General features: G+C 50.0%; 15 protein-coding genes. 5 read left to right on the top strand and 10 right to left on the bottom strand.

Annotation, left to right across the window (positions count from 1 at the left end; genetic code table 11):
• Positions 1-275: 275 nt before the first annotated feature.
• From trxA to H6F76_RS13035, 6 genes are all read right to left on the bottom strand, one after another.
• Entirely contained in the window at positions 276-599 is a 324-nt protein-coding gene (gene trxA / locus H6F76_RS13060) for a thioredoxin (protein WP_190450120.1), read from the bottom strand.
• Between the two features lie 282 nt (positions 600-881).
• Positions 882-1,460: a hypothetical protein gene (locus H6F76_RS13055; protein ID WP_190508736.1), complete on the bottom strand. Its 579-nt coding sequence runs from the start codon at positions 1,458-1,460 to the stop codon at positions 882-884.
• A 420-nt stretch (positions 1,461-1,880) separates the two neighbouring features.
• Complete coding sequence (locus H6F76_RS13050) at positions 1,881-5,144, bottom strand: efflux RND transporter permease subunit (protein WP_190508733.1); 3,264 nt, start codon at positions 5,142-5,144, stop codon at positions 1,881-1,883.
• Between the two features lie 103 nt (positions 5,145-5,247).
• On the bottom strand, positions 5,248-6,699 hold the full coding sequence (locus H6F76_RS13045; RefSeq protein ID WP_190508731.1) for an efflux RND transporter periplasmic adaptor subunit: 1,452 nt from the start codon (positions 6,697-6,699) through the stop codon (positions 5,248-5,250).
• An 844-nt stretch (positions 6,700-7,543) separates the two neighbouring features.
• Entirely contained in the window at positions 7,544-10,378 is a 2,835-nt protein-coding gene (secA, locus tag H6F76_RS13040) for a preprotein translocase subunit SecA (RefSeq protein WP_190508729.1), read from the bottom strand.
• Positions 10,379-10,606: 228 nt separating this feature from the next.
• Positions 10,607-11,284 carry a diheme cytochrome C gene (locus tag H6F76_RS13035; protein WP_190508727.1) on the bottom strand — a complete coding sequence of 226 codons (678 nt, stop codon included), beginning with the start codon at positions 11,282-11,284 and terminating at the stop codon, positions 10,607-10,609.
• 236 nt (positions 11,285-11,520) lie between these two features.
• Here H6F76_RS13035 and H6F76_RS13030 point away from each other — a divergent pair, with 236 nt between their 5' ends.
• Positions 11,521-11,991, top strand: a complete 471-nt coding sequence (locus H6F76_RS13030) for a GNAT family N-acetyltransferase (RefSeq protein WP_190450170.1) — start codon at positions 11,521-11,523, stop codon at positions 11,989-11,991.
• On the opposite strand, the gene H6F76_RS13025 is transcribed toward H6F76_RS13030, so the two are convergent.
• From H6F76_RS13025 to H6F76_RS31040, 3 genes are all read right to left on the bottom strand, one after another.
• The gene (locus H6F76_RS13025) at positions 11,960-12,448 is read right to left on the bottom strand and encodes a DUF4112 domain-containing protein (RefSeq protein WP_190508725.1); all 489 of its coding nucleotides are present in this window, start codon (positions 12,446-12,448) and stop codon (positions 11,960-11,962) included. The genes H6F76_RS13030 and H6F76_RS13025 overlap by 32 nt on opposite strands.
• A 95-nt stretch (positions 12,449-12,543) precedes the next feature.
• Positions 12,544-13,536, bottom strand: a complete 993-nt coding sequence (locus H6F76_RS13020; protein WP_190450113.1) for a ribose-phosphate pyrophosphokinase — start codon at positions 13,534-13,536, stop codon at positions 12,544-12,546.
• 56 nt (positions 13,537-13,592) lie between these two features.
• Positions 13,593-13,724, bottom strand: a complete 132-nt coding sequence (locus H6F76_RS31040) for a hypothetical protein (RefSeq protein WP_277881219.1) — start codon at positions 13,722-13,724, stop codon at positions 13,593-13,595.
• A gap of 404 nt (positions 13,725-14,128) precedes the next feature.
• Between H6F76_RS31040 and H6F76_RS13015 the strand changes: the two genes are divergently transcribed.
• The 3 genes from H6F76_RS13015 to bioD all read left to right on the top strand — a co-directional run bounded on the left by H6F76_RS13015 (position 14,129) and on the right by bioD (position 17,586).
• Complete coding sequence (locus tag H6F76_RS13015) at positions 14,129-14,587, top strand: GatB/YqeY domain-containing protein (RefSeq protein WP_190508723.1); 459 nt, start codon at positions 14,129-14,131, stop codon at positions 14,585-14,587.
• Positions 14,588-14,825: 238 nt separating this feature from the next.
• The gene (locus tag H6F76_RS13010; RefSeq protein WP_190508721.1) at positions 14,826-16,709 is read left to right on the top strand and encodes a serine/threonine-protein kinase; all 1,884 of its coding nucleotides are present in this window, start codon (positions 14,826-14,828) and stop codon (positions 16,707-16,709) included.
• A 154-nt stretch (positions 16,710-16,863) separates the two neighbouring features.
• The gene (bioD, locus tag H6F76_RS13005; RefSeq protein WP_190509019.1) at positions 16,864-17,586 is read left to right on the top strand and encodes a dethiobiotin synthase; all 723 of its coding nucleotides are present in this window, start codon (positions 16,864-16,866) and stop codon (positions 17,584-17,586) included.
• 129 nt (positions 17,587-17,715) lie between these two features.
• Here the strand turns inward: bioD and H6F76_RS13000 are convergent, their stop codons facing one another.
• On the bottom strand, positions 17,716-18,360 hold the full coding sequence (locus H6F76_RS13000; RefSeq protein ID WP_190508719.1) for a GNAT family N-acetyltransferase: 645 nt from the start codon (positions 18,358-18,360) through the stop codon (positions 17,716-17,718).
• A gap of 114 nt (positions 18,361-18,474) precedes the next feature.
• Between H6F76_RS13000 and H6F76_RS12995 the strand changes: the two genes are divergently transcribed.
• On the top strand, positions 18,475-19,683 hold the full coding sequence (locus H6F76_RS12995) for a M20 family metallopeptidase (protein WP_190508717.1): 1,209 nt from the start codon (positions 18,475-18,477) through the stop codon (positions 19,681-19,683).
• The last annotated feature ends 126 nt before the right edge of the window (positions 19,684-19,809 follow it).

Raw genomic sequence — 19,809 nt, 5'->3', positions numbered from 1 at the left:
CAACAGCCAGCATCCTATTCTATCGAGATTACAGCGACCCTCGTTCAGTAAATAAACTAAAAACGCCGCAAGAATCTATTTTCTGCGGCGTTAATGCAATATGCTTGATGACCGATCGCTACTTAGTGAAGTAAATCCTAGTTATTCACTAGACGCTTATTGCCAAGCAATCAGAGCTTAGAAATAAGAGATGACCGCATTTAGAATCTGAAATGGTTGTCCATGAGTGATCATGTCCCTATATCCAGATTCAACTAGGGCTTTGCCTATCCAAATTAAAGGTATTTTTCTAACGTATTGGACAGAGTGGTTTTTGGTACTGCACCAACCACCATATCAACGCGCTGTCCGCCCTTAAAGATCATCAGCGTCGGAATGCTGCGGATGCCATACTGGCTAGCAACGCTAGGATTTTCGTCAGTATTGAGCTTTACGACCTTTACCTGACCATCATACTGAGCAGCGATTTCGTCGACGATCGGAGCCACCATACGACAAGGACCGCACCAGGGTGCCCAAAAATCGACTAAAACTGGAATCTCGCTCTCAAGAACATCTTGTTTAAAAGAAGAATCCGTCACTTGCACTGCTGCTGCCATTCTAGGAATCCTTGCCTACATCGTTATCCCGAAATTCTACCATAGCGATAACTGGTGCTTTCGATACAACTGCCCACTCATTTAGACATAATTTTTGATGTTTCGTCAGTAGCGCCTCAAAAAGGAACCGCCCGAACAAACGTTCAGGCGGAATGTGGTGTGAGGAGTGAACGGAAACTTGCGTCTCCGCTACTTTTATTGTAGACGACCCTTTATTTTTTTCCAGTCATTCTTAAGCCGTAGGAAAAAAGTCTTAAGAATCCTACAGTCTATAGCTACCACCTAGTTGCCACGGATCTGATTAATGCGATCGCGAACCCGCTTTTCGTCTGCAATTTGTCCACTTGCCTTGTAAAGATCGGCAGCCCGCAGCAAGGAAAGAAGACTGCCTCGGATGTCGCCTTCAGTTAGTTGTTTGCGAGCAATTGTCTCGTAGTCGGTTGGGAGTTGTGGTAGGGATGGTAGCGCTACTGGACTTCCACTGACGGTTCCCTTGATGCTGGGCGTTGCCTCTGTAATAAAGAGGCGGCTAGGAAAGGTTGTAAAGGTGCTGCCATCCCAACTGGCAACTCGTCCCACAATGCAGATTGGACCTTCATCAACTTGAATGCCCCAATCGCTGCTGTAGTTATCAGTGCCTAGCAGATAGCCCTCGCCAGGCTCCGCATACCAATATCTAAAGACTCGCTTTGGCGCATCAGGATGGTAGAGCGAGATGAGCGTTGCGTTTTCGGTGTTGTTAATCACCTTGATGCGTCCCACTCTGCCATCAAACAAACCCGTAGTAACCCGCTGTGGCTGTGCTCCAGGTTCGTAGGAGGTGGTGCATTGTGCCTGTACGGGTAGAGTCGCGGCAAGCATAACCAGGACGGTCGCTGGTAACAGGCTGCGTCTAACATTATTCGTTTGGACAAGTGTGAAAACTCTTGTAATGGAAAACGGTTGGAAAAAGCACCTTGCTGGAGGAGAATCCTTTTTGTCAATCATTTTTGCATTCGTGAACACGATCAGCAGCACAGAGCTACCGTGACTCACCGATCGCTCACCCCCCTAAGGGTCTTCGGTTTACCTGTACCTTACTCTAGCTGCCACTTCTTTCTACAGAAAAAGTGATCGCTATCAGGATTCTACAGCCCCGCTTTAAGAGAGTTTCACATCGCTGACTGCCAAGACCGCGTAGCATTGCCAGAGCTTCATACCGTTTAAAAGAACAGAACCCTACAGCGCCACCAATAGGGTTCAGGGCAATCGCTGTAGGGCTGTCTGCTTAACGTTATCTGTCTAACGCTTAGAGGTAGCTTCCTTACTGGTAGGGGTCGAACTATCAGGTTCCGTATCGGGACCGCTTGCGCTCGCGGGTTTATAAGGTCCACGACGGTAACGCGCTTCAGCTGTTTTAATGACGATGTAAAGGATAGGTACGACAAACAGGCTGAGCACTGTAGCAACGCACATCCCACCGACGGTTGCTGCGCCCAACGATCGACGAGCGGCAGCACCTGCACCCGTTGCAATGAGAAGGGGCACGGCACCCACGATCGCAGAGATGGCAGTCATCAAAATTGGTCGTAGTCGCTCTTGCGATGCTTCCACTGCTGCTTTTGTAATGCTCCATCCTTCCTCATAGAGCTGATTCGCAAATTCCACGATGAGAATACCGTTTTTACTTGCCATCCCGATCAGCATGACAAAGCCAATCTGGGTGTAAACATCGTTAGCCGTGCCGTTCAGCAAAATTGCAACCAACGCGCCCAGAATTGCCAGCGGCACCGTCAGCAGAATAATGAAAGGATCAATGTAGCTTTCGTACTGAGCTGCCAGGGTGAGGTAAACGAAGACAACCCCCAGCGCAAAGATAAAGATGGCACTGCCGCCAGACTCAATTTCTTCCAGCGATAACCCAGACCATTGATAACCGAAGCCTCTAGGTAGTGTTTCTTTTGCCACCGCTTCCATTGCTTGTAGCGCCTGCCCTGAACTAACGCCCGGTGCACCGGCACCAGTAATTTCAACGGAGCGATACAGATTGTAGTGGGTGATGATAGACGGACCGATCGTCTGAGTAATGGTCACCAAGTTACTAAGCGGAATCATCCTGCCCGTCTGCGATCGCACATACAGCCGCTTAATATCTTCAGGGTTTGAGCGAAACTGCTGGTCAGCCTGCACATACACTCGATAGGTGCGTTCAAACTGGTTGAAGTCATTAACGTACGTTGAACCCAACGACGTTTGCAGCGTGTTGAAAATATCCTGTAGCGGCACCTGAAGTTGGTTTGCCCGCGTACGATCGACCTCCACCGAGATTTGCGGCGTGTTTGCATTAAAGGTGGGGCGTAAGCCAGCCAGCAGGGGTTTGTCTGCTGAAGGATAGGTCGCAGCACGACCCATAAACTTGTTGAGGTTCTCACCCAGCACATCAAACCCTAGCCCAGTGCGATCTTGCAGTTGAAAATCGAAGCCACCAAAATTCCCTACACCCTGTAAGGCTGGCGGCGCGACCGGAATGACTATTGCTTCTTTGATACCTAGCATCTGGGGGAACAGCCCCGATGGTTTTGGGAAAAAGCCGCCAATAATAGACTTCACCGATTGCTCGGCTTGTTTGCGTTCGCCCCAAGGTTTGAGGGTTGTAAAAATCAAGCCGTTGTTTGGGGTTGAACCACTGAAGCTAAAGCCGCCGACCGCAAAAATATTTTCAATTTCTGGCTGCTGCTTCAAGATCGCCTCAGCTTTCTCCAGTACATCACGGGTGTAATTGAGCGACACGCCTTCAGGTGCCTGGACAATCGTGATGAAATAGCCCTGATCTTCATCGGGGATAAACCCTCCTGGCACGATCGTATAGACCCAGTACGTTAGTGCCAATGCGCCTGCAAACAGTCCAACGACCAGCCCTTTACGTCGTGTGAGACCATCCAGTGAACGAATGTAACGATGCCGAGTGCTGTCAATAGCTGAGTTAATTCGATTAAAGAACCAGTTATCGGGCATCTGTCCGCGTCGTAGCAAAAGCGCCGACAGAGTTGGTGTAAGGATGATGGCGCTAAAGGATGAAACACCAACTGAAAAGGCGATCGTCAACGCAAACTGCTTGTAAAGCTGCCCTGTAGTGCCAGGGAAAAAGGCAACGGGCACAAAAACCGTCATAAGCACAATGGAGGTGGCAATCACGGCACCCGTCAACGCGTCCATAGAGGCAATTGCCGCATCTAGCGGTCGCATTCCATCCTCCTGAATGCGTCGAGTAATGTCTTCCACAATAACGATCGCATCATCCACCACCAACCCAGTTGCTAGCGTTAAGGCAAAGAGAGTCAGTGTGTTGATGGAGAAACCAAACAGCTTCACAAAGACAAAGGTGCCGAGCAAACCGACTGGAATAGTAATTGAGGCAATGAGCGCCGATCTCCAGCTCTGCAAGAAGATAAAGATAATGAGTACCACTAACCCAATCGACAGGATTAGCGAAACAACAACCTCTTCTGCGCCCGCTTCAATAAATGTCGTAGTGTCAAAGGCAACAGCGTAACGCATTCCAGGTGGAAAGCTTGCCTCTAGACGCTTCATTTCATCTTTGACAGCCTGAGCAGCATCCAGCGCATTACTGCCAAATTGTTGAGTAATACCAAGCCCAATGCCCTGGTGTGTAATGCGATCTTTAGGGGTGAAGCGCAGGAGAGACCCATAGTTTTCAGCCCCTAGTTCGGCTCGACCCACATCCCGCAGTTTGACCAGAGTGCCGGTTTCGGTTGTTTTTACAACCAGATCGTTGAATTCCTCCGCATTCTTAAAGCGCCCCTGAGCGGTGACGGCATACTGATATTGCTGTCCATCATCAACAGGTGGTTGCCCGATTTGCCCTGCACCAACCTGGAGGTTTTGCTGTTGCAGTGCTGTGATGACATCCTGGGCTGTCAGTCCACGACTGGCGAGGCGCTCTGGGTCAACCCAAAGACGCATGGCGTATTTCCGTTCGCCAAACGTTTGCACACCCCCTACACCTTTAATCCGCTTGAGTGCATCTACTAAATAGAGATCGGCGTAATTGCTGAGGTAGGTACTGTCGTAGACGTCCTGTCCTGTTTTTTCGTCCCGATCGGAATAAATTCCGATCGCTAGCAAGAAGTTGCTGTTCGCTTTTGCTACCTGGACACCTGTTTGGGTCACAGGACCCGGTAAGCGCGATTGCACCGTCGACACCTTATTCTGCACATCTACCGCTGCTAGATCCTGGTTGCGACCGAGTCCAAACGTCAGGTTGATGATGCTGGTACCGTCGTTAGCACTTGTAGACTTGATATACCGCAAGTCACTGATGCCGTTTAGTTCTCGCTCTAGGATATTGGTCACGGTTGATTCGACCGTTTCCGCGCTAGCACCAATGTAGTTAGACGTAACCGTTACCTGTGGCGGCGCAATATCGGGATACTGAGCGATCGGCAGTGTTGGAATACACGCAATCCCTAAGAGCGTCACCACGATCGAGCAAACCGTCGCAAAGATAGGACGACGAATAAAAAAGGTTGAAATGGAGAGAATCATAAAGCACAGGTGTCCTGAGGAAACTGCCCGCTGTCAGAGGTGAGAGATTATGGACTACAGAAAGGCGACTGCCTGCTAGCCCAATCAGGTTAAACCGTAAACATTACTTTGGTGCTGCCGCTTGGATGAGCAAACAATTTTGCAGGCTCAGGATGCCGGAAGTGGCAATGCGATCGCTGGCACTAAGACCGTCTAGCACTTCCTGGTCGTTGCCAACAATCCTGCCTAGCTGCACTGGCTTTTGAGCTATGACCAGTTGGTTAGGGTCAACATTGGTCGGTGGCGGTGCCCCCTCTCCTGCCGAGGCGGCTTTGCAGCCCGATGCCTTGAACGGCGTACCAACAAACACAAAATTCTTACCGGCTAAGCGCGAAATGGCAGTCGTTGGTACTAAAACGCCTGGACGAGTTGCCCAAACAACCCTGACGCGAGCAAACTGTGAGGTTCGCAGTGCGCCGCTCGAATTGTTAAACACCGCTTTTGCTTGTACAGACTGTGTAGATGCGTCAACATCGGGCGCAATAAAAGATAGCTTACCGGTTTGCAACACCTTACCTTTCTCATCCAGTAATTGCACAGGCAACCCCAAGCGTAGAGCAGAAGACCGTTCTAGAGGAATTTGCATTTGCACCTCAAGCTGCTCATTCTGCGTAATGCGGAGCAGTGGGGATGCATTATCGACGAAATCGCCTACCTTAACAGGAATGTTTCCAACTACTCCCGAAAAAGGAGCTTTGATGGTGTAGTACTGAAGCTCTGCCTGCCCTTCGGTCACATTTGCCTGTGCTTGCTGTAAGGCACGCTGGTTTTTTGCAACAGTTGCCTGCGATCGCGAAATGATTGACTGCTGCGCCTGGATATCTGCCTCTGTTTGGCTGAGGTTTGCCCGCGCGGTTTGCAGCGCATTTAGCCTTTGGTCAAGCACTTGCTTGCTGCTGGCTCCTTGAGTAAATAGATCCTGGTAGCGCTGATATTCGCTCTGGTTCAACTGAACGTCAGACAAATTTGCGATCCGTCTTGCCTGTAACGATCGCAGCGTTTCTCTAGCACTAACGACCTCCGCCTGCGCCGCAGTGATGTCAGTTGCGGCTGACTCTACTGCGGCATCACGACCGGCAACTTGGGCACGCTGTTGAGCGGCATCAATTTGAATAATGGGTGTGCCTGCCTCAACGCGATCGCCAGCTTTGACATAGATGGCTGCAATCTGACCAGATACCCGTGGCTGCAAAGTGACAGACTGTCGTGAATCAAGGTTAGCTGCATAGTCTGAGCTATCCGCGATCGATGCTGTCCTTGGCAACGATAACTCGACCTCAGTTAGCTGTGGTTTCATGCTGCTGAAGATCAGTATTGGCATGATGAACCGATTGAACACAATCCAGCCAACGCCCCCTAAAATTGCCGCCACAATGAGGGCAGGCACTAAAAAGCGCCGCCACCCTTTACGTGGCGGTTGAGGATCTCGCTCGGAGTCTCCTTCCTGCTTTAACCCACCTCTTTCCTTTGGAAACGGTTGGCTATTGTGATTTTTGCTTGTCCCTTCGACATTCATAGGGGTTGTCCACTCACTTTAAAGAACTGACAAAGCGTAACCGGATGCTTTAGACACGCCGCTTCAGACAAATACAAGCCGTATAGAGTCAAGCACTCAACGTTTAGGCAGCGCATTGGAGTGATTAGGGCTGCATAGAATGCAAATTTTCTCAGGTAGGTGTGGAGTATTAATGTGGCTAGATTATCGCAAGAGCATACAGCAGGCTTCACCTGTTCAAGTCGCCCGATCGGAGGATTTCAAACTTTTGGACTAGAGAATATTTTTGTGCAACTTTGGTTCAAGTGTACCAAAATCTCTGTGATTAGGACTATCCAGCGCTTTTGAAGAGGCTCAATCGCCAGCAAAGGCTTTCTTCAATTGATGACTTGGCGATCGCTCATTCAGCTTCAAGCCGTAAACTTGGAAGCTGTAACCTTTAAGACATGTCAAGACAGTTCTTGTTGATACAACGTCTGTGCAACGTCACTATAAGCACCAAGGCGTAAAACGTATAGCGCCTTTTAGATAATTGCAGTATTGCTTATAAGGTTAGGTGTAAGTGTATTTCATCTAAGTAACGATTGCCCTAAAAGCGTTCGTTTGTCAAAAGCGTACGAAACACCTTCTAGCCTTGTCAAGTAAATATTGTCAGTTAAACGTCTCAATGAGGGGCAAAAACTGTACTGCGGGATTTGGTAACGATTGAACTTAAACGCACCAGATTTTTCAAGGGTTAGGCAGTACTGCAAACTTTGTGAACCCTTAATTCATCACAACCACGTTTTTAGCGACTTCCTCATACACTGGGTTCAAGTCTATAAGAGGTTTGGAGGGGCGGTCGCGATCGCCCCTCCAAACTGCTCTAAATCGTTTCTGAAGCAACGGCAGCAGTAGGCTGTGCCTGCGGTTGGAACTGGAAGACCGAGTAGACCACATCGCGGCGGATTTCGGTCATCATTTCGAGGAAAATTTCGTACCCTTCGCTCTTATATTCAATCAGTGGGTCTTTCTGACCATAGCCGCGTAGCCCAACCGATTCACGCAGGGCATCCATCTGCTGTAGATGTTCGCGCCAGAGGGTATCAATGCGCTGGAGGATGAAAAAGCGTTCAGCCTGACGCATTAAACCGGGTTGAATTTGGTCAATCTGAGCTTCTTTAAGATCGTAAGCAATACGGACTTGCTCGTGCAAGAAGGTTTTGATTTCACCGATCGTCATGTCAGTGAGGTGATCTGGCTCCAGGTCAGCCAGCAGGTAAACAAATTCCTGGACTTTGCTAACCAGGCTTTTGAAATCCCACTCTTCCGAGGGCAAATCAGGGTTCACCTTGGCATCAACAATATCGTCCATTGTGCGCTCGGCATATTTTACGACTTGTTCTTTCAAGTCTTGCCCTTCCAACACACGGCGACGCTCAGCATAGATCGCACGACGCTGGTTGTTCATCACTTCGTCGTACTCGAAGACCTGTTTCCGAATGTCGTAGTAGTAGGTTTCTACTTTACGCTGGGCACCTTCGAGCGAGCGCGTCAGCATCCCCGACTCGATCGGCATATCTTCTTCGACACGGAAGGCATTCATCAGGCCTGCCACGCGATCGCCACCAAAAATCCGCAGCAAGTTGTCTTGCAAGCTGAGGAAAAACTTGGTAGAGCCAGGGTCACCTTGCCGTCCGGCTCGACCCCTTAGCTGGTTGTCAATGCGGCGCGATTCATGTCGTTCTGTTCCAATGACATGTAACCCGCCTAATTGCACGACATCATCGTGTTCACGGCTAGTAAACGCTTCATATTCCTGGCGGATCAGGTTGTAAATCTCGCGCAGCTTTTGAATGACTGGATCGTTAGTTGGCGCTTTTTCAGACGCAACAGCCACCCGATCTTCTGCTTCGAGTTCAGGCAGCGATCGCTCACCGTATTGCTGCACACCAACGTCTACAGCAGCTTTTAACTGTTGTTCCGCCTCTTTAGAGAGTTGAGTCGGGTAGATCTGGGGCGAGGCTTTCCAGGATTTAACTTTCTTACCAGGGACAAAGCCTTGACCGCCTCCACGACCGCCACCTAGCGCTGGGACATCGGTGACACCAAAGGTATCTTCATCCTCTGGCTGCACAATCCGAGGCATAAAGTACTCACGTACCTTCAAGCGTGCCATGTAATCAGCGTTACCACCAAGAATAATGTCTGTTCCACGACCTGCCATGTTAGTGGCGATCGTGACTGCACCTTTGCGTCCCGCTTGCGCGATAATCTCAGACTCCCGTTCAACGTTCTCTGGTTTCGCGTTAAGTAGATTAAAGGGAATATTACGGTCTTGTAGCAGCCTTGCCAGCAGTTCAGACTTTTCAACACTAGTAGTGCCAACGAGGACGGGACGACCGACTTCATGCATTTGGGCGCATTCTTCAGCGATCGCGTTCCATTTAGCGTCTTCGGTTTTATAGACCACGTCGGATAGATCGCGCCGTCCCGTTGGGCGATTCGTCGGAATAGTGGCAACTTCCAGGTTATAGATTTTGCCGAATTCTGCTTCTTCAGTTTTTGCCGTCCCAGTCATGCCTGCCAGCTTGGGATACAGTAGGAAGAAGTTTTGGTAGGTAATGGTTGCCAGAGTTTGCGTTTCGGGTTGAATTTCGACGCGCTCTTTCGCTTCGATCGCTTGGTGTAATCCATCGCTCCAGCGGCGACCTGGCATCACCCGACCTGTAAACTCATCCACAATCACAATTTCGTCATTGCGAACGATGTAGTTCACATCGTTGATAAACAGTTCTTTTGCCTTGATCGCATTAAAAATGTAATGTGCCCAGGGATCTTGCGGGTCAAAGAGATCTGTTACGCCTAGAAATTGCTCTGCCGCGATAAAACCTTCATCTGCAAGAATCACATTGCGCTGTTTTTCGTCTACCTCGTAGTGACCATTCGAGTCGTCTTCATCCACTTTGCGGGTGAGGGATGCAGCCACTTCAGCAGCTCTCATATACTTCTCACTAGGACGCTCTACTTGTCCTGAAATAATGAGCGGTGTGCGGGCTTCATCAATAAGAACCGAATCTACCTCGTCAATAATGCAGTAGTTAAACGGGCGCTGCACTACATCTACCATCGCCGTTGCCATATTGTCGCGCAGGTAGTCGAAGCCAAGTTCGCTATTCGTGGCGTAGGTGATGTCGCACTCGTAATTACGCTTGCGATCGGTTGGGTTCATGCTTTGCTGAATTAGCCCTACACTCAAGCCCAAAAAGCGGTGTACCTGCCCCATCCACTCAGCATCACGTCGTGCCAGATAATCGTTCACTGTCACAACGTGAACGCCTTTACCTGCGATCGCGTTCAGGTAGGCAGGCAGTGTCGAAACTAGAGTTTTCCCCTCTCCCGTTTTCATCTCGGCGAGGTGCCCTTTTACCCGTCCACCTTCGTTATCGTGCAGAAGAATGCCGCCCAAAACTTGAACATCAAAGTGACGCATCCCTAAAACGCGTCGTGCCGCCTCTCTTACAACGGCAAACGCTTCAGGCAGCAAATCGTCCAAACTCTCACCTTTTTCAATGCGCTGCCTAAATTCTGCTGTTTTACCTTGCAATTCATGATCACTTAGAGGCTGCACTTCTGCTTCCAGCAAAGCAACCTCAGTAATTAGCGGTTGATATTTTTTGAGTTTGCGTGCGTTGGGATCGCCCAGCAGAGTCTTAAACATGGCAGGAGTATAAACGTTCCTAATCAAATGGGTGCGAACAAAACTTTTAAGCGCTTCAAACTGCCTCAGTAAGACCCTCAAGCGCCAGGGCATACTTCTAAGCAAAAACCATAGCTGTGCCCCCATCCTATCACTGCAACTAGCAGCGAGGGGGCTAGAGAAAAAGGCTAAAAGCTTAAGTATAAAGGCTCAATTCTTCATACTTAAGCCTTTAGCCTTCAGCCTTTCTTAGGGTGCATTCTGCCACTCAGCACTAAGGGTGCGGAAGTCGTATTTGTCACCACCAGGATGGCAAGAGACGCAGCTAGACAGACCTACTCGCGTTGGCAGCTTGACTTTGGGATGCAAAACTTTGAAGTAGCGCGACTGGTAGATGCGATACGGAATTTCTTCTTCTGCCGCCTGAGGGCGCGAAAAGGTGCGGAGGTATTGCCAAATTATTTGCAAGTTCGGTCCAACCAGGGGCTGAAGCTGTGCGCCGTAGTGCTGGGAGTCTTGTATAAGCTGCCGCCAAGTTTCAGTTGGCAAGATCTGAGGTGGCAAACCAAGATGGCAACTTGCACAGTTTTCCAGGTAAAGCTCTTGACCCAGTTTTAAACCAGGCGGCACAACATCAACTGTGCCGATCGCGGCTGGCTGTAACGCACTTGAGGCTGGCGTTGTTTGATTTACAGGTGTTGGGCGTACAGGTGCCGGACTTGAAGGGCGTTGTGCGGGCGGTATCTGTGCGATCGCGCCCATTGATCGTGGCTCCTTGGCTTGTGCCAAGCCCCACCCCAAACAAAGGCTCCAGATCAGCAACAGCAGCAGCAAAACAACAACTGATCGCCCTCGCTTACGCGAACGATGTCGATCGCCACTTGCGATTAGGATGCGGCGCAAATTTTGTCTGACGGGATGGGACATAAGGATGCTAGAGAGTCTGAGCCATCAGTGTTTTGCGTTGAATGCAGATGCTTTGAATGCAGTGAAGCGAGGGCAAAGCTAAACACTGAGCGCTACTGTATGTATTTTAGCTGGCAGAGGTCAGCTTTCATCATGAGAAGCAAAATTAAGCCAATGTGTTCCTCCTGAACAGAGGCATTGACACTTGATGAAGTTGAATTATGTTAAAGATGCAAACCTTTACATACGATGTTGGGATGGATGGTCGTCATATTCGGTTCTCTGACCAGAAGATTGTAGACCTGCTGCAACTGCAAGCGTTGTTTCAGACAGCAGCGTTCTGGGCGATGGATCGTAGCGCTGAAGATTTAGCGATCGCGGTCGCCAACAGCGATCCAGTTGTGACTGCCTGGGATCACGATTTAATGATTGGCTTTGCCAGAGCCACCTCTGATGGCATCTATCGGGCAACTGTTTGGGATGTGGTCATTCACCCCAATTACCAGGGTGCTGGGTTAGGTCGGAAGTTAGTAGAGACGGTTTTAAGCCATCCTAAGATGAGCCGTGTTGAACGCATCTACTTGATGACAACCCATCAGCAGTCGTTCTACCAGCGTATTGGCTTTGAGCCAAATGAGAGCACAACAATGGTGCTACACAACCGACCGATCGATGCACCGCGAGCCACTTTAGTTGCTACCCAGCAAGCGTCCGCACCACCCAACTAATCAAGAGCGTGGCAACGACACCAATGCCGATGAGCAGTAGCAGCAGCGCCAGAACAATAAAAATGACGAAGCGGCGATCGGCTGCTTTTGCTGGCTCAGGCGTTGCAACGTGCGCTTCTAAAAGTGCCAGATTACGACTGTTGGCTTTCCACGTGGCATCAAAGACATCACCCAGTATAGGCACCGAGCCACCCACAGAATCCAGCACTAGATTAGTAACCATTTGCACCAACGTTTTTCGCGGCAAGCCAAAGCGAACTGCCTCAATCACGATGTAAACAGAAAGCGCTGCCCCTACAAAATCGCCTGCACCGGGCAAGAGTCCTAAAACGGGATCAAGCCCTAACCGAAAACGAGTGCCAGGGATCGGGATCGCGTTGTCTAGAAGACGGCTTACCGTACGAACCCGCCGCAATGCTGGATGGTTCGGCGTAACTTTTAAAGGGCTATTGTGCATGGACAGAGCCAGGAAGATTTCTTTTAGAATACCTGCCTTACGTACTATTGCCCTATGACGATCGAGAGATTTAAGCAGCGTTGCCCTACAGTTCTCTAGCGAAACATGCTGCTTACGGAGGTATCTTCGTGGATGCGCCAGATTGTTTCACCAAGCAGATTCGCGACGGAAAGAATGGTCAGTTGTGGGAACTGATCGCTCTCTGGAATTGGAATAGTGTTGGTTACAATCACTTCCTCAAACAAACCGCTAGAGAGCCGTTCGATCGCTGGTGGTGAAAAGACAGCATGGGTCGCGCAAGCATAAACTTGTCGCGCGCCTTCCTGCTTTAGCAGCCGTGCGCCCTCAATGATAGTGCCTGCCGTATCGATCATGTCATCGACTAAAACAGCAGTTTTGCCTTTTACATCGCCAATCAGGTTCATGACTTCTGCCACGTTGTGCGCCTGTCGTCGTTTGTCAATGATTGCTAACGGTGCATCACCCAGCTTTTTGGCAAAGGCACGTGCGCGTGCGACACCACCGACATCAGGTGAAACAACAACTAAATCCGATAATTGCTTGCTGGAGAGATAATCTATCAGCGTTGGCGAACCGTACACATGATCAAGCGGAATATCAAAGTAGCCCTGAATTTGCGCTGAATGCAAATCCATTGCCAGCACACGATTCGCACCTGCCTGAGTGATCAGGTTGGCTACCAATTTGGCACTAATTGACTCTCGCCCAGCAGTTTTGCGATCGGCTCTGGCGTAACCGTAATAGGGCATGACTGCTGTGATCTGCCGTGCGGAAGCCCGACGACAGGCATCGACCATAATCAGCAGTTCCATCAGGTTGTCATTCACCGGACGGCATGAGGGCTGAAGTAAATAGACATCGCAGCCCCGAATCGATTCTTGAATTTGAATGTAAAGTTCACCATCGGCAAACCGTTTCCGCACCATAGGGCTGAGATCCATGCCCAGATAACGCGCAACTTCCTGAGCGAGCAGCGGGTTGGCTGACCCAGAAAGCAGCCGCAGTCGATTTTGGTCGTTCAGGGGCGACAGCGCAGCTTTAGGAGTAAGAGTTGCAGAGCGGATCACGGCGTACCCTCAATCGTAGTCATCGCAATAGTACCATTCAGGTTTGAAATCAGCCCTCAGGATATATCCCTTGGAGCGATCGTAACGCGATCGCGAAAGATGAAAAACGAGCGAGTGCCTTTAGCATCCACATTATCGCTTCCAACGATTGCATCTTGGCGATCGCTAATTAATGCAGTTTGAGGCATTGAGAACATCAATCAAATAAAGGCTCAGTGGGGCAAAGCGATGGTATAAGCAGTATCGCCACCGAAGGCTAAACTGCCGCTATCTCGCTTTTCGTTCAATGCCGTCCAGCTACTTGCTAATCTCATTTATGATTGTCCTTCACTACTCATTTTCCCGTGATTCTAAAAAAACAAATCAGTGAATCTACAGAAACTACTATGACAATCCTATTCCATTTGACCTCTACCTTTGTGTAGTAAGTCTCTTGGATGGGTGAACCTTAGCCTGGACTCATCATCTTGGGCTGGTGGACAGCTTTGAGCAGTCAGCAGTCAGCTCTAGACTTTACGCTAGATGTCTAACTTCACCGAGTCCATGTCATAGTTTGGAACGCAACGTACTCGACGCAATAAAGGATAACGCTATGAGTTTGAACGATCGCGTTAGTGAAGCGATTAAAAGCGCTATGAAAGCAAGGGACAAAATTCGGTTAGAAACGGTTCGTAGTATTAAAAAGGCAATTTTAGAGAAAGAATCTAGCGTTCGTCCTTCTGGTCAAGAAAATTTAACCGAAGCGCAGGAAATTGAGTTGCTGGTGCAGTTGGCGAAGCAGCGACGAGATTCGATCACTCAATATCAACAGGCTAATCGTGATGATTTAGCCGCTCAGGAAGCTCAGGAATTGGCAATTCTGGAGGAGTATCTACCTCAGCAACTCTCGGATGAAGAGATCGAGCGTGCGATCGACCATATTATTGCTCAAGTCGGTGCCACCGCTGCCAAAGATATGGGTAAGGTGATGGGACCCGCTATGCAGCAGCTTAAAGGTAAGGCAGATGGTAAGAAAGTACAGGATCTGGTGAAAGCAAAACTGAGTAAATAGGGCAAAGAGGCGATCGACTGACCCGTTCACGGGCTTCGTTTCGTCTTGCTTATGCTTTGCTGGAAGGAAACTGCGATCGTGCTATAGCCCTTAACTTCGTAGCAGCCTCAAAGACAGGGCATCCCTCTGCCAGAATAGGAGTGTCTGAAGAGACAGCAGACAGCCTAGTGACCTAAATACCTCGATCGCTTCAGCAGTAACACTCTTTCTTCACCCCTTACCCCGTCCCCACTCTGTTATGCGCCCACCGATCCCCATTGGCATTACGTTACAAAACCGCTACCGTGTCCTAAGCGTGTTGGGTCAGGGAGGGTTTGGTCGCACCTATCTGTCAGAAGATCAGGGGCGGTTTAACGAACTTTGTGCCCTTAAGGAACTGATTCCAGCTCAGGGAAGCGCCTATGCACTGGACAAGTCGAAAGAACTGTTTCAGCGAGAGGCACAAATTCTGTACCAGATTCAGCATCCGCAGATTCCTCAGTTTCGGGCAACCTTTGAGGAAGACCAGCGCCTGTTCTTAGTGCAGGATTATGTCGAAGGACAGACGTATCGCGCCTTGCTGGAACAGCGGCAGGTGCAAGGAATAGCGTTTTCGGAAGCAGAGATTTTACAGCTCATGCGGCAGCTTTTGCCTGTGCTAGCTCATATTCATAGCAAAGGCATTATTCACCGCGATATTGCGCCAGACAACATCATATTGCGGCAGCAAGATGGCAAACCTGTCTTGATTGATTTTGGTGTAGTGAAGGAACTGGCAACTCGGTTTCAGTCGCCAACGATGACCGCGCAAAATACAACCGTTGGTAAACCAGGGTTTGCGCCTAGCGAACAGATGCAGTCGGGGCGAGCATATCCCAGCAGCGATTTGTACTCGCTGGCAGTGACAGCAGTAGTGCTGCTGACTGGACGAGATCCACAGACCTTGCTGGACGATACGACGATGACCTGGTATTGGCAGCGCTGGGTAACGGTCAGTCCGGGTTTTGCTCAGGTGTTGAACAAGATGTTGAGCTATCGTCCGGGCGATCGCTTTCAGTCTGTTGCCGAAGTGGCGCAGGCGCTTCAGTCGCCCCTGGTTACTGCCGCTACGGTGCCGCCACCCTACCAACCCCCAGTACCGACTGCAGCACCGCAGCCCGATATGTCGCAGATGGCAACGATGGCAGTGGGTCGACGAGTAGACCCAGCACCCGTGGCTGCGACTTCTAATCGTGCAGTACCGACCGTGCCTGCACCCCGAAGCTCAGTGTGGGATGACCCGCTGGCAGTAGTGGCGATCGGTCTAGGGCTAGTCGTGCTGACTGGCGTTGGCACTTGGGCAGTCGTGCGGGCATTTCTGAATAACCAGCCAACACCCACACTGACACCGACGATTACAACATCGTTTAGCCCAACCCCATCGCTTGAGCCTACACCTACGTCTAAACCAACGAATGAGCCGATCGCCTATAGCCAAAATCTAGACCTTAGCCCTGATGGTGGCAAGGTATCGAAGACGGGCACTCTGCGATCGAACGAAACGGTTAACTACATTCTCGCAGGTGAACAGGGTCAGCAGTTGAGTGCTGTGCTTTCGGGCGAAGGAGTACTGATGACGTTGCTAGGTCCTGATCAACAGCCTCTTAGTGGACAGTCTAATCGCGTGTCGCTTTGGCAGGGCACGTTGCCTTATACAGGTAGCTACTCGATTCGGCTCAGCCCCGTTAAAGGGTTGGATAAGAGCGATTATCGGCTGGATGTAAACCTCAGAAGTGCCGTTGTACCTAGTCCTACGTCAACCCCAACGACACCGCCTCCCAGCCCATCGCCATCAGCCCCCAGCATTCAAATTCATCGTGTGCAGTTTGAAACGGGTCAAACGTCAACGACAGTTAGCGATCGTGGTAGCCCACAGGTTGTTCATCGTTATTTAGTACGAGCAAGCGAGGGACAAATCTTTAAAGCTGCCGTGCGTGATGGCTCTATTACCCTCAATATCACTGCCCCTGATGGGCAACTGATTCAAGCTGCCGCAAACGTTTTGTCATGGGAAGAACAACTGCCCCTGAGTGGCACCTATCAAATTGATGTCATTGCCGCTCAGGATACAGACTTTAGCCTGGACATTAGTGTGCGGGACTAGAATAGATTCTGGCTCAAACTAGTAGCGGTGCTGCGTTTTTTAAGGGCGATCGCTCGATGTTAAACAACCAGTTACAGCTAGACACGTTCCATTGAGCCAGTATATTTGTTATGGGTTATCCATCATCAGCAACCAACCACTACACGCTATTCTCTTGAACGCTTTATTAATTACTGGAACCGACACAGACGCAGGCAAGACTGTTCTGACAACAGCGCTGGCAGCATATTGGCAAACTTATTGTACGGCTCAGACCCTGGGCATTCTAAAGCCCATTCAAACAGGTGATAGCGGTTTGGGTGGGGTAGCTGAGAGCGATCGCGCACTTTACAGCCGTTTGTTTAAGCTTGACCCTAACGAAGTAACACCCCTACCGTTTGTAGCGCCACTAGCACCACCGATCGCTGCCGCCCAAGAAGGTCGCCGCATTGAGTTAGATAAACTGTGGCAGGCATTTGAAGCCATGCGTCAGAAATACGACTGGGTGCTAGTGGAAGGCTTAGGCGGGCTTGGTTCACCCGTTACCAATGAAACAACTGTGGCAGATCTGGCGTGGGATTGGCATGTGCCAGCCGTGTTAGTGGTGCCCGTGAAGCTGGGCGCGATCGGGCAAGCGGTCGCTAACGTTGCGCTTGCCCGCCAAACTCGCGTTCATCTCAAAGGCATTGTGCTCAACTGTGTTCAGCCTTGTACAGAGCAAGAAATTGCTAACTGGGCACCGGCTGACTTGATACGATCGCTGACCAGTATCCCAGTTTTGGGGCTAATGCCTCACTTACCAGATCCGACTAATTTAAGCGCACTGGCTCAAATTGCTTCAGACCTTGATTTAGAGAGCCTGCTGCCGTTAGCAAGTCTGCTTTCTGGTATCGCTTAACAGTTTGGGAGGACGGGGAATGAGGGATGAGGGATAGAAAATGAAGGATGAGGGATGAATTTCTCTGTCTCCCTCTGTTTGCCTTCTCTTGCTGGCTGCTGACCTGCTCTACGTCTCTAGTCTTTGGTTTCAGCCGTTTGCTGTTTGGTTATCGCTTTCTGTTATCGATCGCCCAAACACCATTGCCACTAGCCCGTATGCTTGATAGAGATCGACGCCTAAGCGGCTACGGATTGGCGTTGGCAATGTGTCTGAAGGCACTGTTACAAAGCCTAGCTGCCGATAGAACTTTACTCGATGCGGTTGGCTTGCTAGATAGAGCGGTAGGGTTGCCTCTTCCTTCAGTCGCTGCATCAAAAATGACCCATAGCCTTGTCCTTGCGAGGCTGCATCCACACAGACCAAATATGCCTCAGAATGGGTTTTGTAACGCAACAGTTTGGCACAACCAAGCACTTCTCCATCACACTCTACAACCCAAAAATTTGTGGGTGATTGGGACACCTGCCAATAATCCTTTAGCGTCAGCAGAGACAGTACTGTTAAGGCTAAGGCGTGCGAGTAAAAGCCATGCAGCGTTAGCAAGAGGAGTAATGTGCCGATCGCAAGAACGATCATCCCTAAAATCTGACGAGACAAAAGCTTTGGTTTTGTGACATAAGGAAGCTGAAGCGACTGGTGAAACTGGCTGACGAGCCGCTCGACAACGCTGCGATCGCCTGCTTGAGCCGGACGGGTAAGACACTGAGGTCTTTCGGAAAAAGGCTGAGTCATAGAAAAACAACGGTAAAAACCAAATCACCTGCTTAAAGTCGTTAAAGTAGGAAGATTGAATCGGCAATCCCTTTCAGGGTGCCCAAGGTTTTATTGAGAGGCACGGCGAGCACTATGGTTGCAACTTCATTATCCCCATACCCTGTTGATACATCCCGTATTCGCGCTGCCATTCAAGCGTTGCAGCCAGAGCTTGTTGAGTGGCGCAGACAGCTACACCAAAAACCTGAGCTAGGATTTCGTGAGCAATTAACTGCCACCTTTATTGCTCAAAAATTAGACGAATGGGGTATTAAGCACCAAACAGGGATCGCGCAAACGGGCATTGTCGCTATCATTCAGGGCGATCGGTCCGGTAGTGTGCTGGGTATTCGTGCGGATATGGATGCACTCCCGATCCAGGAAGAAAACGATGTGCCTTACAAATCTCAGCATGATGGTGTGATGCACGCTTGCGGTCACGATGGGCACGTGACGATCGCCCTCGGCACTGCTTACTACCTGTCGCAACACCGGGACTTTGCTGGCACGGTCAAAATCATCTTCCAGCCTGCTGAAGAAGGACCCGGCGGCGCGAAACCAATGATTGAAGCAGGTGTCCTTAAAAATCCAGATGTGGATGCCATCATTGGCTTGCATTTGTGGAACAACCTACCACTGGGCACGATCGGCGTGCGTAGTGGTGCGCTGATGGCAGCGGTAGAGCTATTTAACTGCACCATCATTGGTAAAGGCGGACATGGTGCCATTCCCCAACAAACGATCGACTCGATTGTGGTGGCATCGCAAGTTGTCACCGCGCTACAAACGATCGTGGCACGGAATGTAGACCCGACCGAATCAGCCGTGGTGACAGTGGGTAAACTCAACGCTGGCACTGCTCATAATGTCATTGCAGCCACCGCCAAGATGAGTGGCACCGTGCGGTACTTCAATCCTCAGTTTGACGGCTTTTTTAAGCAGCGAATTGAACAAGTTGTAGGCGGCATCTGCCAGAGCCACGGTGCTAGCTATGAGTTGGAGTACTACAGCCTGTATCCGCCTGTGATCAACGATGAGCGCATTGCCAGCCTCGTACGATCGATCGCTGAAACGGTCATCGAATCGCCGCTCGGTATTGTGCCCGAATGCCAAACAATGGGGGGTGAAGATATGTCGTTCTTCCTTCAAGAAGTTCCCGGTTGTTATTTCTTCCTCGGTTCTGCAAACGCCGATCGCGATCTGGCATATCCGCATCACCATCCCCGATTTAACTTCGACGAAACAGCGTTGGGTATGGGCGTTGAAATTTTTGTTCGCTGCGTCGAGCAGTACTGCCGCTAAAGTTGGTTGTGGTGTGGTTAAGAACGTTGAAAGAATCAATCCCTCCTTCTGCTGTCAACCTCTTGCTGACTCGAAATAATGTTCCGTTTTTTTGGTTTTGCAGAGGCTTGATACGGATTGTATAAA

Source organism: Leptolyngbya sp. FACHB-321, from assembly GCF_014695975.1.
Taxonomy (GTDB): Bacteria; Cyanobacteriota; Cyanobacteriia; order Leptolyngbyales; family Leptolyngbyaceae; genus Stenomitos.
Note: the sequence above shows the minus strand (reverse complement) of the source record. Positions and strands in the feature narration are given on the sequence as shown.

Bases quoted from the DNA above. Each gene is read 5' to 3' on its own strand.
- trxA (WP_190450120.1), bottom strand. From the start codon at position 599: ATGGCAGCAGCAGTGCAAGTGACGGATTCTTCTTTTAAACAAGATGTT.
- H6F76_RS13055 (WP_190508736.1), bottom strand. From the start codon at position 1,460: ATGCTTGCCGCGACTCTACCCGTACAGGCACAATGCACCACCTCCTAC.
- H6F76_RS13050 (WP_190508733.1), bottom strand. From the start codon at position 5,144: ATGATTCTCTCCATTTCAACCTTTTTTATTCGTCGTCCTATCTTTGCG.
- H6F76_RS13045 (WP_190508731.1), bottom strand. From the start codon at position 6,699: ATGAATGTCGAAGGGACAAGCAAAAATCACAATAGCCAACCGTTTCCA.
- secA (WP_190508729.1), bottom strand. From the start codon at position 10,378: ATGTTTAAGACTCTGCTGGGCGATCCCAACGCACGCAAACTCAAAAAA.
- H6F76_RS13035 (WP_190508727.1), bottom strand. From the start codon at position 11,284: ATGTCCCATCCCGTCAGACAAAATTTGCGCCGCATCCTAATCGCAAGT.
- H6F76_RS13030 (WP_190450170.1), top strand. From the start codon at position 11,521: ATGGATGGTCGTCATATTCGGTTCTCTGACCAGAAGATTGTAGACCTG.
- H6F76_RS13025 (WP_190508725.1), bottom strand. From the start codon at position 12,448: ATGCACAATAGCCCTTTAAAAGTTACGCCGAACCATCCAGCATTGCGG.
- H6F76_RS31040 (WP_277881219.1), bottom strand. From the start codon at position 13,724: ATGCCTCAAACTGCATTAATTAGCGATCGCCAAGATGCAATCGTTGGA.
- H6F76_RS13015 (WP_190508723.1), top strand. From the start codon at position 14,129: ATGAGTTTGAACGATCGCGTTAGTGAAGCGATTAAAAGCGCTATGAAA.
- H6F76_RS13010 (WP_190508721.1), top strand. From the start codon at position 14,826: ATGCGCCCACCGATCCCCATTGGCATTACGTTACAAAACCGCTACCGT.
- H6F76_RS13000 (WP_190508719.1), bottom strand. From the start codon at position 18,360: ATGACTCAGCCTTTTTCCGAAAGACCTCAGTGTCTTACCCGTCCGGCT.
- H6F76_RS12995 (WP_190508717.1), top strand. From the start codon at position 18,475: ATGGTTGCAACTTCATTATCCCCATACCCTGTTGATACATCCCGTATT.